We start from the raw sequence: 14,800 nt of genomic DNA, 5'->3' as shown, positions 1-14,800 counted from the left end.
TCTTTGTTTTATTGATTGGCTATTTCTGCATCATCTAAATTATATTCATTTCCTTCTCCAATCTCTTCTTCCGCAAAAGGATCAACTTGTGGCATAACAGGTAGTTCACCATTCGTTTGATAAGCAAGCTTTACTTGTTCAATCGTAAGATTGAGGTTGGCAAAATCCGGATTAGGATTGGGAACGATTACCATACCTGCAAAAATTTGAAGACTTGACGGGTTTACTCCATAGTAATTACCCACAAAATTTTTCAATTCTTCCATCGAAATTTCTTGGGAAGGTGCATTATTTGAAGAGCCTTCAGCCTCTGGCTCTTTTTCATCAGCTTTCCCAGCAAGCTCTGGCAATGCCTCTTTCTTTTCCATTGCTGCTCTTGCTTCAGACTCTATAATTAATACATTCTCTGCTCCTGAAGCTGGCGTCACGATATATCCAAAACCTTTTCCGTACTTAACGGACTTAGCAGCCTTGCCATAGTAGTTTTTTATGTATTCAATGACCGATTGATGACTAACTTCTTCATTGGCAGATTCTTCATCAACTTTTTCTTCAGTTTCTGGCGAATCATTTGAATTTGTTTCGTAGGCTTCTGTCACATCAATAGCATCAATCACTAAATTAAGGTCACCCACTTTGATACGACCATTAAAGATAAACATATCAGATGGCTTAACTTTATAACGTTGAGCCACATAGACTTTCTTTTCAAAAAGTGGATCATCTGCTGTTTTAACATCTTTTAATAGGACTTGGTCATATTTAATCGGTAGTTCTACTTCATCTAATGGTAACTCTACTACTTTATAGTCTTTCGTTAAGGCATAAATGGTAGCGTCTTTACGCCAAACATCAATATATTTCTTATTGCGTGATACCTCACTCATCTTAAGCGTAATCAATTTCGTTTGATAGTCTTCTTTCGATGTAAAGTTAGACTGCTTTAATTCAGTCGGAATTTTATCCATATTGGCTGTATGTGAATGATTACCATGGGGAATAATCACTTCATTACCGTTGACTTCCAGGTCTTCAATGGCTACCCCATTTTCCAAAGAAATATAGGCTAGTTTGGCTGCAATTTCTTCTTCTGTATAGTTACTTTCTTCGGCTTCTTTAATGTTTCGCTGATTGATGAAGTCAGCAGCTGCTTTCAATTCACTATCATCTAAATCAGCAAAAGGAATAAAGTGAGTGTGTCCTTCATGCTCAGCCGTAATCCCTTTTTCAGAATAGTTTAGAATACTTTCTGGTGTGAAAACATAGCCATCATCCGTTGTATAGGGTTTACCGTCCATACCCTTAGCCGACTTCTTATAATTTTGAGCTAAGAAATCAACTTTCCCATCTGCTTTTGGTTGGTCCGGTTGGCTAGACTTGTCAGGTAGACTTGGTTGATCTGGTTTAGCCGGTTTTTCGTTATCGTCTTTAGCTGGTTTATCAACTTCTGGATCTTTTGGCTTCACATCGACTGATGGACGTTTGCCTAATTTCATTTCTGCTAATTTAATTTCTAAATCTGATAGGCTTGAACGCGGAATAACATGGAAGTGATCACCGTGAGGTAAAACGAAGTCTCCATCAATCTCATCCGTAACGAGTTCCGGGTCAAATACCAAACCATCCGATTCAGTATGACGTTGGTTGGCTGGTAAAGCATAGAGTTTGGCTAATAGCCTTTGATATTCTGATTTTATTTCATCTCTATTGCCTTGATCATTTCCTGTTGACTTGTCAGGTATCTTGTCATCACTTTGAGAAGCTTCTTTATCCTTAGGTTTTTTCACTTTGTTGTCTTCATTGACAAAACCAAACTCAGCCAATAAATTGCGTTTAATTCCGAATTTCTTTTGAATATATGCTTGAGTTTGAGCTAATTCACCTTTGTTTAAGTGAGCAAAGGGAACAAAATGGAAGTGACTACCATGCGCAGCAATTAAGCCTGTATCCGTTACCTTAGTAATGGATCCCACTGAAAAGACATATCCATCATCCGTTGTGTAAGGCCCCTCATGATCATTAGGCTTGTCATGAATAATATGATCATGGTTTCCTTTATCATCTTTTTTGTTGTTAGCTTGTGCATGTTTACCAGCTGATAAAACTGACTGTGCAATGGCTAATTCTTGAGGCGTTAAATCAGACTTTGGAATAAAGTGGAAGTGGTCGCCATGGGGAACAATAAAGCCATTGCCTAAATCTTGAATAACATCATAAGGGCTAAAGACATATCCATCATCCGTTACATAAGCTCCACTGGAATTGCGGCTACCTGATCCACACACTTCACCAGCTGCTACTGTATTGGCTACATCTTTACGTACTCCACCGGCTTGTTTAAAAACCTTTTGACTGCTTATTACTTGATCTTCGATATCCTGGAAAGTTCGGATATTATCAGCTTGGGACCGATCTTCAGGAGCTATATAAACTTGGTACTTATCTTCAAGCTTTACAATGTACCCATTCTTAATTTCTGCTACTACATCTTCTTGGTTCAATTGATAATCTTCCGGTGTCAAAAGTCTTTCAGAGAAAACTGCCTCTGGATCAACGTCACCATAAAAAACATGCAAATCAAAAGCATGGTTGGTAACAAACTCTTCTTCGGTTAGATAGACAACAACATGCTCTCCTTCAATCCCTTTTTGTTCAGCTACCTCTTGAGGAGTACGTTCTAATTCATAAGTAATAATGGCATCTTCGCCAAGGTCATATTCTTCCATCAAATCATAAATAGCCTTTGCATCGACAGGATCTATACTATATGACTGTAGTAACACTTCTTCTAAAGACCGTAGGTTCTTAGCTTGATCTGGATTTTCTAAATAAAGATAATATTGGTCATCTATTAAAACTATTTGACCTTCATCCGTTTGACTGACAAAATCTTCGTCATTCAATTGATAGTCTTCAGGAGCTAGGACCGCTTCTGAAAAAATAGCATCACTAGGAACTTCTCCATTGAAATAATGATAGTGATCACCGTGAGAGGTTACATAGCCCTCACTATTGATCTGAACAATTATTTGCTCGCCTGCAATGCCTTCTTCCATTGAAATTTCTTCCATGGTGCGGTTTTCGGTGCTTGAATGATTACTTTGCTCTTCATCTTTGCTACCTTCAATATAATTAATGGCAGAGTCTTTCGTTTCTTGAGCATTAATTGGCTTTATTGGGCCATTCAAACTTAAGAGGGTCAATAAAGCGGCAGATGATAACAGTAATTTGGATGGTTTCATTTATTTCTCTCCTTCTTCTTGTAAAACATTTAATAGTTTTTGTAAATTATTTTCTAAATTAGCTAGTAAACTTAAATCATTATGGGGATCCGCTTCTAAGGGATCCAAAACTTCTACCCTTGCTCCGGTCTCTTGGGCTATCAGTTGTGAAGCTTTATCTGAAATATTCGGCTCGGTAAAGATAGTTTTGACTTGATATTTTTCTACAAACTTTTTAACTTCTTGTAATTGTTTCACACTGGGCTCTTGTCCTGAAACGCCCGCTATTCCCAACTGTGTCAAACCAAAGCGTGTGGCTAAATAAGAAAAAGCTGTATGCTGAGTGACAAAAGTCTTTTGCTTATTTTTTTTAAATAGAGGGGTGTATTTGTCCGTTAAAACTTTAGCTTGAGCTACAATGCTTTCCGCTCTTTGCTGATAGAAATCTTCGTTGTCTCTATCTACTTCCCCTAAAGCTTGAGCAATCAACTTAGCTTCTTCGCCTATTTCTATCGGATCTAACCAGGTATGTGGATCGTAAAGGGTCGATCCGTCTTTACCCTCCATTAATTCTAGATTTTCTAGTCCCGGCACTTTTTCCATGTCCAAGCCATTAGATGCTTCTATAATAATCACATCAGATTGCTTTTGCTTTTCGACATTGTGCTTAATTTTTTGAGCCCAAGATTCTAAGATATCTGAATGATAAATAAAAATATCTGCGTCATAAATGGCCATTACATCATTGGCCGAGGGTTCAAAGCCATGAATCCCGTTCGCTGAATTAATCATAAAAACAGGGTGTTTATCGCCAACGATTTCCTTGGTCAAGGCATACATAGGGTAAAAGGAAGTGACTATTTTTGTCTCTTCTTCTGCTTGAACAAGTTGAATCGAAGAAATAGTTAGTAAAAAGCTAGCCATAAGGCAAAGAACTAGGCAATATTTTTTTGTTAATTGATGATACTTCATAGCTTCTCCTTTTTAATAGTTTTATCGCAATTGATAAATAGTAATTATTATCATTTGCAAAGTGTATCTTACAGTCTTTTTATTTTCATGTCAATAAAAATTAAATGATTTTTTGATTATTTAATTTTATGCATTAAAAAAAGCCTAATCCTAAAGGATTAAGCTGTCTTAAATTTTTCTATTAAAGTGTATAGGCATACATAAATTCATCACGATATCTAAAGCCCTCTTTTGTTGGTAATTTAATACGTGTCTCATTGATCCGGTCAAAATTAAGGTAATCATAAAAGCGATAATTACAATCTGTATCTGTAAAAAGATAAACACTTTCTAAGTCTTGTTCTTTAAAATGATCAAAAACTTCACTTATTAATTTTTTACCTACTCCATTACCACGTGCTCTTTCAGATACCACAATATATTCAATACTAGCATCAAAGCTATCTTCATAACCTTTAATCAATTGGTTATAAGCTTGACGTTCACTTTGGAAGACGCGAATTACTCGTTCAACTTCATCTGGCTGTGCTTGGTTGGATAGGGTAATCAACTTGTCAATAAAGTCTAATTGAAACATTCTAAAAGTCGAATCTGCTTCTTTCGTTGAACAAAGAATCATGCCAACAATTTCTCCATCAAGAACGGCAACGCGTCCTAATGAGCTGTTATAAAGCGCTTTGTTCAGGGAAATAGCAGATGCTGCCTTTTCAAATTTCTTCTCTTCGTATACCCCTTCGAACCATGCCTCATGGACTAAATCCACTAATTGAGTCATATCGTCTTCTTTAATTTTTCTAATTTCTAAAGTCATAAATCCCTCCATAATTTCATTGTGATATTAACATTCTCATAATATTATATAGTCTCAACTTAACACACTCTTACAATCTTGTCAAAGAGTGTTGATAATAAGCGTTTTCATAGTGTTTTCAATAATGTTAATTACTCACTCACTAGCAATCAATATTTTAAAGTCTGCAAAAACCACTAAAAGTTTAAAAACTTCTAGTGGCTCTTTATAAGTAATTATTTTTGGAATAACCTCAATCTTGCTGCACGATACTCTTTCATTAATTGTTGGATAAGAACGTTCACACTTTGACTTTCAGTAATTAACCCAATTGATTGCCCACACATCAAGGATCCTTCTTCGACATCATCTTCATAAATCGCACGTTGCATGGAGCCTTCTGTTAATTTCATTAATTCCTCATCTGAGGCCCCTTCGTACTCTAAGCGAATATATTTTTCAGTCATTTTATTCGGTAACACACGAACCGGATGGCCTGAACGACGCCCAGTAACCACTGTAGTCGTTTCGTCGGCTTGTAAGATTAGATTCCTGAAACCTTCTTTAATGGGACTCTCTTGCGAACTTAAAAAAAGAGAACCCATTTGTACTCCGCTCGCCCCTAAGGCTTCCATGGCTAATAGGCCTGCGCCATCAAAAATACCCCCAGCTGCCACCACAGGTATATCGACTGAACGAATCACTTGGCGAACTAAAGGCAGGGTTGAAACTTGTCCGATATGACCTCCTGCTTCTTGTCCTTCGGCTATGATCGCATCAACACCAAGGGCTTCCATTTTTTTAGCGATTTTTACATTAGGTATTACAGGCAACACCTTCACATTTGCCTGCTGCAGAGCTGGTAAAAAATTCTTAGGAGTTCCTGCACCAGTAGTCACCACCGGCACACCTTCTTCAATGATCACTTCGACCAGTTCCTCAATATTTTTCATTTGTAACATCAAATTTACCGCAAAAGGCTTTTGAGTCATCTTTTTAACTTCATGAATCTGTCTTCTTAACTCCTCAGCCGACATACCGCCAGATGCAATCACGCCTAGTCCTCCTGCTTCAGAGACCGCTCCCACTAATTGATAGCGGGACACATTCGCCATTGCCCCTTGAATAATAGGATATTCAATCCCCAATAATTGGCAAATTCTATCCATTTTTCCACCTCCGAAATTATAGTTCTCCCTCTTTAATCACTTATATCTAAATATCTAGATCCGATCAAATGAGGGACTCAAATTGTTAGCTCTAGTGTAACATAAGTAAACTTTTAGCTATAGCAACTCTTAATAGTCATACGAGGCTTTAGCAGATTTTTGACCATAATGCCCTGACTCAATCATTCGTTCACTTACAGTTAAAATCAACATTTATCTATTACTTTAATGGTGATATTAGTAACCTTTTAATCTATTAAATTTATTTGACACCCTAAATAAGCATATTTCTAAAATTTAGAAATATGCTTTTGGGATATTTAAACTTTATTCACTAACTACTTGTTGATCGATATAATTTTTTATCCATTTATAAAGTAGATCCTGACTAGAAGGATAAGCTTTATAATTTTTTCGTGAGAGATAGATTTCGAAAGGTAAATCCTTCTTGAATTCGCGATAAATTATTTGTTCCGAATTCATTAAATGATAGGTAGACAAAGGGAGAATAGTAATAATTTCATTACCTTTTACAATATCAATAAGGTATTCCCATGAAGAAGAGTGAATGAAGACTTCAGGTTTCATTTTTCTTTGAGCAAATTGATCCATCACTAAATGATTAGTTGAGAAAGTTTCATTAAAAATTGCAATAGGCATCTGGTTAACTTCATCCCAGGTAACTTTTTCCTTGTTCGCTAATGGATTATTAGGATCCATAAAGACAACAAATTTATCCTGAATCAGAACCTGATCTTGAAATTTTCCTGTCCGACGAATAGGCTCCATCAAAATAGCAAGATCTATATCGCCTTCTTCCAACTTTTCGTATAGGAACTGGCAGCCTCCCTCTATAATTTCCAGCTTGACTTCAGGATAAGTCTCCCGTAAATCTAAGACGATATTAGCGAATCTAGTTCGCAATACAATTGAAGGCAGACCAATACGTACGACATTGTTTAGCTTGCGCGACTCATTATGAATGGTTGTCATCATACGATCATGAAGATTGATCATTTCTAAAGCATACTTATAATACTTGTGTCCAATAGGCGTTAGTCCTACTAAACGTCCTCTTTCTCGATAGAAAAGATTTAAATTATGAGATTCTTCAAAGGATGAAATTATTTGACTCAGTGCTGATTAACTAACAAATAAACGCTTAGCAGCTTTAGTCATATTGCAGTCTGCTTGAACTATCTGAATGAAATACTTTAATTGTCTAATATCCATTGTTTTACCTTTCTAGAGATTCTTTTTTTATATTTATATTAATTATATCAGATATTCATTGCTCCAAAAAGAAAACGCTTTAATTTATTTAAAAGTTTTTTACAAAAAAAAAACTAATATAAGTTATCGTAGCGATTAACTTATATTAGTTTTCAATTTATTAGAAGACAATGACAGGTGTTCCGATTTCAATAGTATTATAAATTTGTTGCATTACAGCCATTGGAGTATTAATACATCCTAAGGAACCTGCATTACGGTAAATATTTCCACCGTAAGCAGATCGTCCTGCTGTATCATGAATGCCCTGACCTACTGTATCGAATGGCATCCAGTACTCAACGTGGACTTTATAATCGGCCTCTTTAACCCAGTCATATCCCGTCAAATAACGGTCTCTTTCTTTGCCCCAAATTGCATAAGCACCAGGAATCGTTTCAGCACCATCTTTACCAGAAACAATCGGTGTCTGAGCCAACAATTGACCTTCGACATACACAAACATCGTTTGATTAGCTAAATCCACTTCCACATAAGTAGATCCGATATCATTTCCTTCAGATCCATAACCTGTACCTGCGATGGCTGGATCCCGCTTAACATCTTCACCTTTTTTCAAGTCAGCAATAATCTGAGCAGTTTCTGCTTGTCGATCAATTGACCAACCTAAAGTACCTGGTTGCACAGTTACTTGTCCTTGTAAAGTTGAGTTGAAAGTTCTTGGATTTAAATAAGAAGAGTATTTATCGTTGTACCCTTTCAAAAACTCCATAATCATATTCTCATCAAATACAACTTGATTTTCATTGTCAAAATGAATCCATTTTTCAATCTCTTTAGCAGGAATTACTTCTTCATTTCCATCAATCGTTAAAGTGATTTTAGTATTAACAATCTCATCAATTTGTGACTGAAAATCTTTAATTTTTTCATCTTCACTAGTTAAAGTAGGTTTCGCATAGAAATCATTAATTTCTACAGCTGATTTACCACTTTGAATTTGTGACATAATACCGTCTTTAAGGGCTTCATTATCAATCTGAGTTCCTTGCTGTTCTTGAACGACATGATAACCTTCTGCTTCATTATAATCAATGAAGGCGTCTTTAGAAGGTGAGCGATCAGAATTATCTAATCCCTGTTCCATTAACTTTTCTTCTAAAGCTTGATAATCAATTTCTAAATCAATCAGCGAGGTATCTTCGTAATTCTCACCTTTGAAATAGCTATTCAACCACCTATTTGGATTTTGGTGTTGGTAGACTTCTTCTAATTTAGCTTGCTGGTTAAATTGAGGATTCAAGTCTCCCATTTTTATACTCGTCACAGCTTGATCATTTTCTAAAAAATCAATTTGCTGACTTAAAACATATTGTTCAATTTTTTCTTCAGCTTGAGGCAGAGTGAGGTTACTCACATCAATTTGACCAATTTTGGTGTTAGCTTGAAATTTATCTGAATAATAGCCTATTCCGCCAGCATAGATAAGACCAAAGATTAAGCTTAATACAACTACGGATATAAATAATCGCTTTATAGTTTTCACAAAGAAACCTCCCTTTCGAGATTCTAGTATATCATGTATTTATGAATTTTCTATTAAAAATCTATTACAATTTGCTTTTTAAAATCTAGAAATAACTACTCTATTTATTTTTTCGCCAACCTAATAGCTTTTGACGTAATTTAAAAGCTTGACGATAGAGATTAGATAACAAATGAGATAACTCATAATCAAATTCACCAATTCGCGCACGTTTAACCGCAGACCAGCGCTTTTTAAAAATATAGAGACCTGGTGCATCATCTTCAGGTTTCCCTTCTAATCCAGACACTCCCCCAAAATCAAAAGAAAGACAACCTTGTTTTTGCGCATACCGCATCATCTCCCATACCATAAAATCATTAGGTAATAAATCACGTAATTGATTAGAAGAAGCGCCATATAAATAATAGGCCTTGCTTCCAGATTGAACAAAAATGGCTCCAGACAAATAAAAACCTTCTGGATGTTCTTGGGCAATTTGTTTAATTGTTTCTTTCTGATGAGCAGCATTTTCTAATGCTTCTTCTAGTTGTTTGATTTGTTGATTATATTCTGGAGTTGAATCTTTCTTCTTAAGGCTTTTGATTTCTTTACGACGATTTTTATCATTGGCATCTAACCCTTTAATAGCAGCTTCTGGATTTAATTTTACCAGAAACAGTTTAGCTTCTCCTTTAGGTTGCATTTCATGATAAATTTGTTTGAAATAACTGATATCGCGTATCAAGAAGTCGTCTCTTTCACCTGTTTCTTTCATTAATTCATGAAAAATATCCATTTTAGTCACTGGAGCCTCTTCGAGTGTAAAACCATACTTACTGGCTCTTCGAATATTGGTCCGAGTCAATCCTTGTAATGAGTTTAGTAAATCTTTTTCACTCTTACCCAGATCCGTTACCATATGAAAGCGTGGCTGTGCAGCCTCTTTAAAGCCGAACGTAAATCCTTGGTGCTTGAACCCAAAAGATTCTATTTGATGGAGCAAATTAGGAGTATCTTCTGGTAAATCAGGGTCAATTTTAATTAAAAAAGCATCATGTTTCTTGGCATCATCTTTAACCGCTTTTAATAACGCTTGAACTGAAGCCTCATCAAACCAATCTACAACAAAACCTCGCGAAATATAACAGATAGTTTTATTGATAAGAGGAACTTTTTTATATAATAAAGAGGCTACCCCTCTTATCTGATTTTTTTCCCCTACACTTACACGAGACCATTGCCAACCAAACGCTTGTTTTACTCTCCCCCATGAAGTTAATTGACACATATCGCCATGAGGATGTGTTTTTACAAATTGATCGTGGGCATGATCGCTAATTTGAATTGTTTGAATCATTGTGTCTCTCCTTTTCTTCCATTCAAGATAATTATACCATACCTCTCAAAGCTTAAGATATTAAATCGTTTTCATTAAATACTATACTTGAAGAAAAGAGGCGATTCTCTGGTAATATTATCCCTTAAGTAATACCATATAAGATGAACTTATTTCTGAATAGATTTTAAAGGATGTATAGAATGAATAAAAATTATTACTTAACAGCCCTAAAAATGGCCTGGCCCTCGGTCTTGGAATCTTTTTTTATTGCCTTAGCGGGTATGATTGATACGATGATGGTGGGAAGTCTGGGGAGCTACGCCATTGCAGCCGTTGGTTTAACCACTCAACCAAAATTTTTAGCCTTAGCAATCTTTATTTCTATCAATATTGCCGTTTCGTCTTTGGTTGCGAGACGCCGAGGACAGAAAGATAAAATAGGTGCCAATAGTGTCTTTCTTACAGCCATGATTTTAACCCTTGTTCTATGTTTGATTTTTAGTTTTATTACTGTTTTCTTTGCCAGTGATATTATCCATTTAGCAGGTAGTCAACCCGATACCCATTCTTCTGCAGTGCTCTATTATCAGATCATCATGGGAGGGATGGTTTTCAACCTGATTGCCATGACCATCAATGCCGCTCAAAGGGGAAGTGGAAATACCAAAATAGCTTTTGTTACTAACCTTACTTCTTCTGTCTTAAATGTCTTTTTTAACTATCTATTAATTGGTGGCAAGTTCGGCTTTCCCGCTTTAGGAATAAAAGGAGCTGCTATTGCGACTGTTCTTGGGTCAGTCGTAGCAATGTTTATGAGTGTTCGCTCATTATTTAAACCTCATAGTTTGATTCAGGTTAGCTATCTACTTAAAAACAAAGTTCACTTTGATTTCACTGTTGCTAAATCGATCAGTAAGCTCTCATCATCTATGTACATCGAAAACTTGGCGATGCGGATTGGTTTCCTAGCCACTGCATTAACCGCTGCTAGTTTAGGAACTAGTACTTTCGCAATCCACAATGCTGGTATGAATATTCTTGGCTTAGGTTTTTCGTTTGCGGATGGAATGCAAGTAGCGGCTGTCGCTCTTGCTGGCAAAGCCCTAGGTGAAGAAAAACCTAAAGTAGCCATTGAATTTGGGCAAATTTGCCAAAGAATCGGTCTCATTATTTCTATTATATTATCAGCCTTTTTATTCTTCTTCGGACGCGATATCATGGGAATCTATTTCAAAGACCCTCAATTAATTGAGCGATCTATTATTGTTATTCAGTTCACCATGGTCATCGTCCTCTTACAAATCTCACAAATAATCTATGCGGGATGTTTAAGGTCTGGTGGTGACGTTAAATACACACTATTTGTGGGGATTATTTCTGCCTCGATTATCCGTACAGCTGTCACCCTTATTTTAGTAAATGTTTTCCAACTCGGTCTAGCAGGTATTTGGATTGGTGTGCTATCGGATCAGTTTTCACGTTTTATTCTTATGCGCCACCGATTTAAGGCAGGAAAATGGACCCAGATAAAAATCTAACTCAATCTGTTACCAAGCAATTGATATAAAAAATGTCGTAGCCAAATGGCTACGACATTTTTTATCAATACGAAATCTTATTAAGATAAAAATTCTTTTACTTGCTCTAAATTACCAATATAGCTACCTTCTAAGAATTCATGCGATTTACTATTTGTACCCGTAGCTTGTGGAACAGTCGATAAATCTAATTGTTGAATTTTTCCGCCATCTTCAACATAAAGTGCCGTTACTTTATCTCCGGCGGTTGACATTTTACCTTTAAGCGTGAAATTATTAATTTCTCCGCCATCTTTAACGCTTAGCGCATAGGCCGGTAAATTCACATTTACCCCTTTTACTAAAGAGTTCCCTATACTTCCTTGAGTTGTCACATCCCCGTTTATGTGGATGCTCCCTACCCGCTTAGATACTTGGATACCAATTGAACCATCACCATATGTTCGGATTGAATCAAATTGTCCCTCTTCTAAAGTACCGTCATATTGATTGTACCCTCGTGCTCCTTGACCATAGGTTTCAATGGCGGACTTAGCGACGAAGTTTTTCACTAAGCCAAAGTTAACGAAACCTACACCTGAAGGGCCATAAGAAATAACCGGCGCTTCAACCAACCAATTGTCTACTTGGCCCCATGCATCCAAGACCATATCATTGACACCGTAAGTAACTGTAGGTCCTTTATGTGTCAATTGTTTAACGTGTGCACTATTGACAATGAAAACCGCTCCAGTAATAATATCCGCTACACCATAAGGTATCCTCCCGGTTGAATAGATGGTATCGGTTTGAATTTCCTCTGCTTCAACCTTTCCTCCATTATCACCAAAGCCGCCTACAAATAGTCCAGACCCCGTTACTGGATTAAATTCGGTTCCTATCGAAATATTTTTTGCCTGTAAACGAATGAGACTACTTGCATCTGGATTAAAGTTATAAATAGTCAATGCGCCTTGTAAGACATTGACGCCATATTTCTGTGGTTGCTCTAAGTAGCCACGCGTATCTGCAGATAAAACATGGAGGTTATCTATCTTTATGTTGGCATTTCGACTTCCATTTCGCATAATAAACGAAAATTGACCAGTTACTTTTAAGTTTGAAAATTCGAAGGTTCCTAAGTCTTCTTGAGTACCTGCATTGAAAATAGCTTTATGAGTTACAGGAGTTTGAATAATTAAGTCATGAATCTGATTATCAGCTGTGAGACCAAAGCCGTCAGAATGTTCGAACATTATAATTGGCAACTTACCATTTTCTTGCGCAATTCCTCCGACATGTGTTTTAGGCGGTAAAATGACAGAATGTGTCGCCATAAAACTTCGTACCACTTCAATCTTATCTTCTTTCATGGCTAAAGCAGCCAGTAATTCATTAAAGTTAGAAACTTTCATTGTATTACCTCCTATTTATTAAGTGCTTTTATCTTAATAATATACTTTATCAGTTCAAATGAAAAATTTTTAATACTTTTTACTCAGTTATTTATCTTTTATATATTAAGTAAGCGACTAGCAACCTCAAAATAAACTAATAATGAGGCGGTATCGACAATCGTTGTAATTAAAGGGCCTGCCATAACAGTCGGATCAATCTTTAATTTGTCTGCCAAGATTGGTAATAAACCACCGATTACTTTAGATAACATAACAGTCATTAATAAAGTGATTGATACAACCAGGTTCACTTGGAATGAAACGGAATCTAAAATCAAAATCCTGACCATATTAACTGCCACCAATGCTAATCCAACAATAAAACCTATTCTTAATTCTTTTAGCAAAATTTTTACAAAAGAAATGCCTTGTAATTCCCCTAAATAGAGAGCTCTAATGATGGTGGTTGAAGATTGACTTCCTGCATTCCCACCACTATCCATTAACATGGGTATATACATGGCTAAAGCCACGTTTGTGGCTAAGGTCACTTCGTACCGTTGAATAATAAAACCAGTGACAGAAGCAGTGATTAAACAAATAATTAACCAGGTAATTCGACTGCGAGCAATGACTAAATCCGACTGCTTTAAATATTGCGTTTCTTCCGAATCGTTAATCCCGTGAATGTTTCCAAAATCTTCATGATACTCTTCCGCTAAGATGTCAATGGCCCATTCGACTGGAACTGTTCCTACTAAACGATTTTCAGAATCGACAACAGGGATTTCCGATAAATCATACTTTTGAGCCAACTTAGCTACCACTTCTTGATCATCCGTCGCTAATACTGTGCGTGTCAAGCCCTTTAATAATTCAGAAACTTTAGCCTGAGGATAACGAATTAAATCGCCTAAGTGGATAAACCCTAACAAGCGTAGCGAACTATCTGTAATCCATATTTGCTCTAATTTATTGGCATCTAAGTCTGATTGGAGCACCAAATTATATATCTCTTTAAGCGATAAGCGATCTTTTGCAGCTAAAAAGTTTACAGTCATCACTGATCCAACGCTTTCTTCTGGATAACCTAATAACTGATTGATAATCGGTCGCCGGTCCTCAGTCACGAAATATTGCATGATTTTTTTTACCATATTGGCTGGTAGTTCTTGCAAAGTGTCAACTAGTTCATTTTCATCAAGTTCTTTGATCAGCTCACTAGTATCTTCATCAGATAGAATCTCAATGATTTCCATTTTCTTTTCTTTACTCAGCTCGGCAAAGGTATCAGCTAAGAGATCTTTACTCAACAATTTAATCCTTAAAGTTATTTCGTAGGCCGTTAAGTTATCAAATTGTTCAGCAATATCAATAGGATCCATACGATTGATTTTTTCTTGCAAGATATTAATTTGATTAATTTGGTATTTCTTCATTTGCTTCCCTCCTGAAATGAAAGTTTTTTTAAATTACTTGTGATTCTTCATATCACAATCATTTTTAAGTTCAACAATTAAAGAACACCCACTAAAAACAAGGCGAGTAAGCGATGCAAATAGTGAATGTTTTTTACAATTCTTAGTATCCTTGACTCGAACATCTTCTCCTGTATCCATCTTACTCACCCCCTT

The 14,800-nt window shown here is 36.2% G+C and carries 11 protein-coding genes; 1 reads left to right on the top strand and 10 read right to left on the bottom strand.

All coding sequences use genetic code 11. The annotated features are described in order from the left end of the window. Window positions 1-8: 8 nt before the first annotated feature. From NW240_RS00260 to NW240_RS00230, 7 genes are all read right to left on the bottom strand, one after another. Window positions 9-3,242 (bottom strand): pneumococcal-type histidine triad protein, encoded by a 3,234-nt coding sequence (locus NW240_RS00260; protein ID WP_258435422.1) that lies wholly within the window; start codon window positions 3,240-3,242, stop codon window positions 9-11. Beyond that, window positions 3,243-4,193, bottom strand: coding sequence for a metal ABC transporter solute-binding protein, Zn/Mn family (locus tag NW240_RS00255; protein WP_258435421.1), 951 nt, complete (start codon window positions 4,191-4,193; stop codon window positions 3,243-3,245). Between the two features lie 181 nt (window positions 4,194-4,374). Next, window positions 4,375-5,004: a GNAT family N-acetyltransferase gene (locus tag NW240_RS00250; RefSeq protein ID WP_258435420.1), complete on the bottom strand. Its 630-nt coding sequence runs from the start codon at window positions 5,002-5,004 to the stop codon at window positions 4,375-4,377. Between the two features lie 215 nt (window positions 5,005-5,219). Continuing rightward, window positions 5,220-6,152 carry a nitronate monooxygenase family protein gene (locus NW240_RS00245; protein WP_258435419.1) on the bottom strand — a complete coding sequence of 311 codons (933 nt, stop codon included), beginning with the start codon at window positions 6,150-6,152 and terminating at the stop codon, window positions 5,220-5,222. A 327-nt stretch (window positions 6,153-6,479) separates the two neighbouring features. Continuing rightward, window positions 6,480-7,169 carry a LysR family transcriptional regulator substrate-binding protein gene (locus NW240_RS00240; protein WP_258435418.1) on the bottom strand — a complete coding sequence of 230 codons (690 nt, stop codon included), beginning with the start codon at window positions 7,167-7,169 and terminating at the stop codon, window positions 6,480-6,482. A gap of 376 nt (window positions 7,170-7,545) precedes the next feature. After that, a complete protein-coding gene (locus NW240_RS00235; protein ID WP_258435417.1) occupies window positions 7,546-8,931 on the bottom strand; it encodes a L,D-transpeptidase family protein in 1,386 nt (461 codons plus the stop codon). A gap of 100 nt (window positions 8,932-9,031) precedes the next feature. Beyond that, complete coding sequence (locus NW240_RS00230) at window positions 9,032-10,270, bottom strand: peptidoglycan bridge formation glycyltransferase FemA/FemB family protein (RefSeq protein ID WP_258435416.1); 1,239 nt, start codon at window positions 10,268-10,270, stop codon at window positions 9,032-9,034. 182 nt (window positions 10,271-10,452) lie between these two features. Between NW240_RS00230 and NW240_RS00225 the strand changes: the two genes are divergently transcribed. Then, window positions 10,453-11,790 (top strand): MATE family efflux transporter, encoded by a 1,338-nt coding sequence (locus NW240_RS00225; RefSeq protein ID WP_258435415.1) that lies wholly within the window; start codon window positions 10,453-10,455, stop codon window positions 11,788-11,790. A gap of 80 nt (window positions 11,791-11,870) precedes the next feature. Here the strand turns inward: NW240_RS00225 and NW240_RS00220 are convergent, their stop codons facing one another. The 3 genes from NW240_RS00220 to NW240_RS00210 form a co-directional block, all read right to left on the bottom strand. Beyond that, window positions 11,871-13,184 carry a hypothetical protein gene (locus tag NW240_RS00220; protein WP_258435414.1) on the bottom strand — a complete coding sequence of 438 codons (1,314 nt, stop codon included), beginning with the start codon at window positions 13,182-13,184 and terminating at the stop codon, window positions 11,871-11,873. 98 nt (window positions 13,185-13,282) lie between these two features. After that, on the bottom strand, window positions 13,283-14,605 hold the full coding sequence (mgtE, locus tag NW240_RS00215; protein WP_258435413.1) for a magnesium transporter: 1,323 nt from the start codon (window positions 14,603-14,605) through the stop codon (window positions 13,283-13,285). A gap of 33 nt (window positions 14,606-14,638) precedes the next feature. Then, window positions 14,639-14,785 (bottom strand): hypothetical protein, encoded by a 147-nt coding sequence (locus tag NW240_RS00210; RefSeq protein WP_258435412.1) that lies wholly within the window; start codon window positions 14,783-14,785, stop codon window positions 14,639-14,641. Window positions 14,786-14,800 lie beyond the last annotated feature (15 nt).

It is taken from the genome of Facklamia sp. 7083-14-GEN3, assembly GCF_024742075.1.
In the GTDB taxonomy this organism is placed as follows: Bacteria; Bacillota; Bacilli; order Lactobacillales; family Aerococcaceae; genus Facklamia.
Note: the sequence above shows the minus strand (reverse complement) of the source record. Positions and strands in the feature narration are given on the sequence as shown.

Excerpts from the sequence above, each read along its gene's own strand:
- NW240_RS00260 (WP_258435422.1), bottom strand. The coding sequence starts at position 3,242 with ATGAAACCATCCAAATTACTGTTATCATCTGCCGCTTTATTGACCCTC.
- NW240_RS00255 (WP_258435421.1), bottom strand. The coding sequence starts at position 4,193 with ATGAAGTATCATCAATTAACAAAAAAATATTGCCTAGTTCTTTGCCTT.
- NW240_RS00250 (WP_258435420.1), bottom strand. The coding sequence starts at position 5,004 with ATGACTTTAGAAATTAGAAAAATTAAAGAAGACGATATGACTCAATTA.
- NW240_RS00245 (WP_258435419.1), bottom strand. The coding sequence starts at position 6,152 with ATGGATAGAATTTGCCAATTATTGGGGATTGAATATCCTATTATTCAA.
- NW240_RS00240 (WP_258435418.1), bottom strand. The coding sequence starts at position 7,169 with ATGATCAATCTTCATGATCGTATGATGACAACCATTCATAATGAGTCG.
- NW240_RS00230 (WP_258435416.1), bottom strand. The coding sequence starts at position 10,270 with ATGATTCAAACAATTCAAATTAGCGATCATGCCCACGATCAATTTGTA.
- NW240_RS00225 (WP_258435415.1), top strand. The coding sequence starts at position 10,453 with ATGAATAAAAATTATTACTTAACAGCCCTAAAAATGGCCTGGCCCTCG.
- NW240_RS00220 (WP_258435414.1), bottom strand. The coding sequence starts at position 13,184 with ATGAAAGTTTCTAACTTTAATGAATTACTGGCTGCTTTAGCCATGAAA.
- mgtE (WP_258435413.1), bottom strand. The coding sequence starts at position 14,605 with ATGAAGAAATACCAAATTAATCAAATTAATATCTTGCAAGAAAAAATC.
- NW240_RS00210 (WP_258435412.1), bottom strand. The coding sequence starts at position 14,785 with ATGGATACAGGAGAAGATGTTCGAGTCAAGGATACTAAGAATTGTAAA.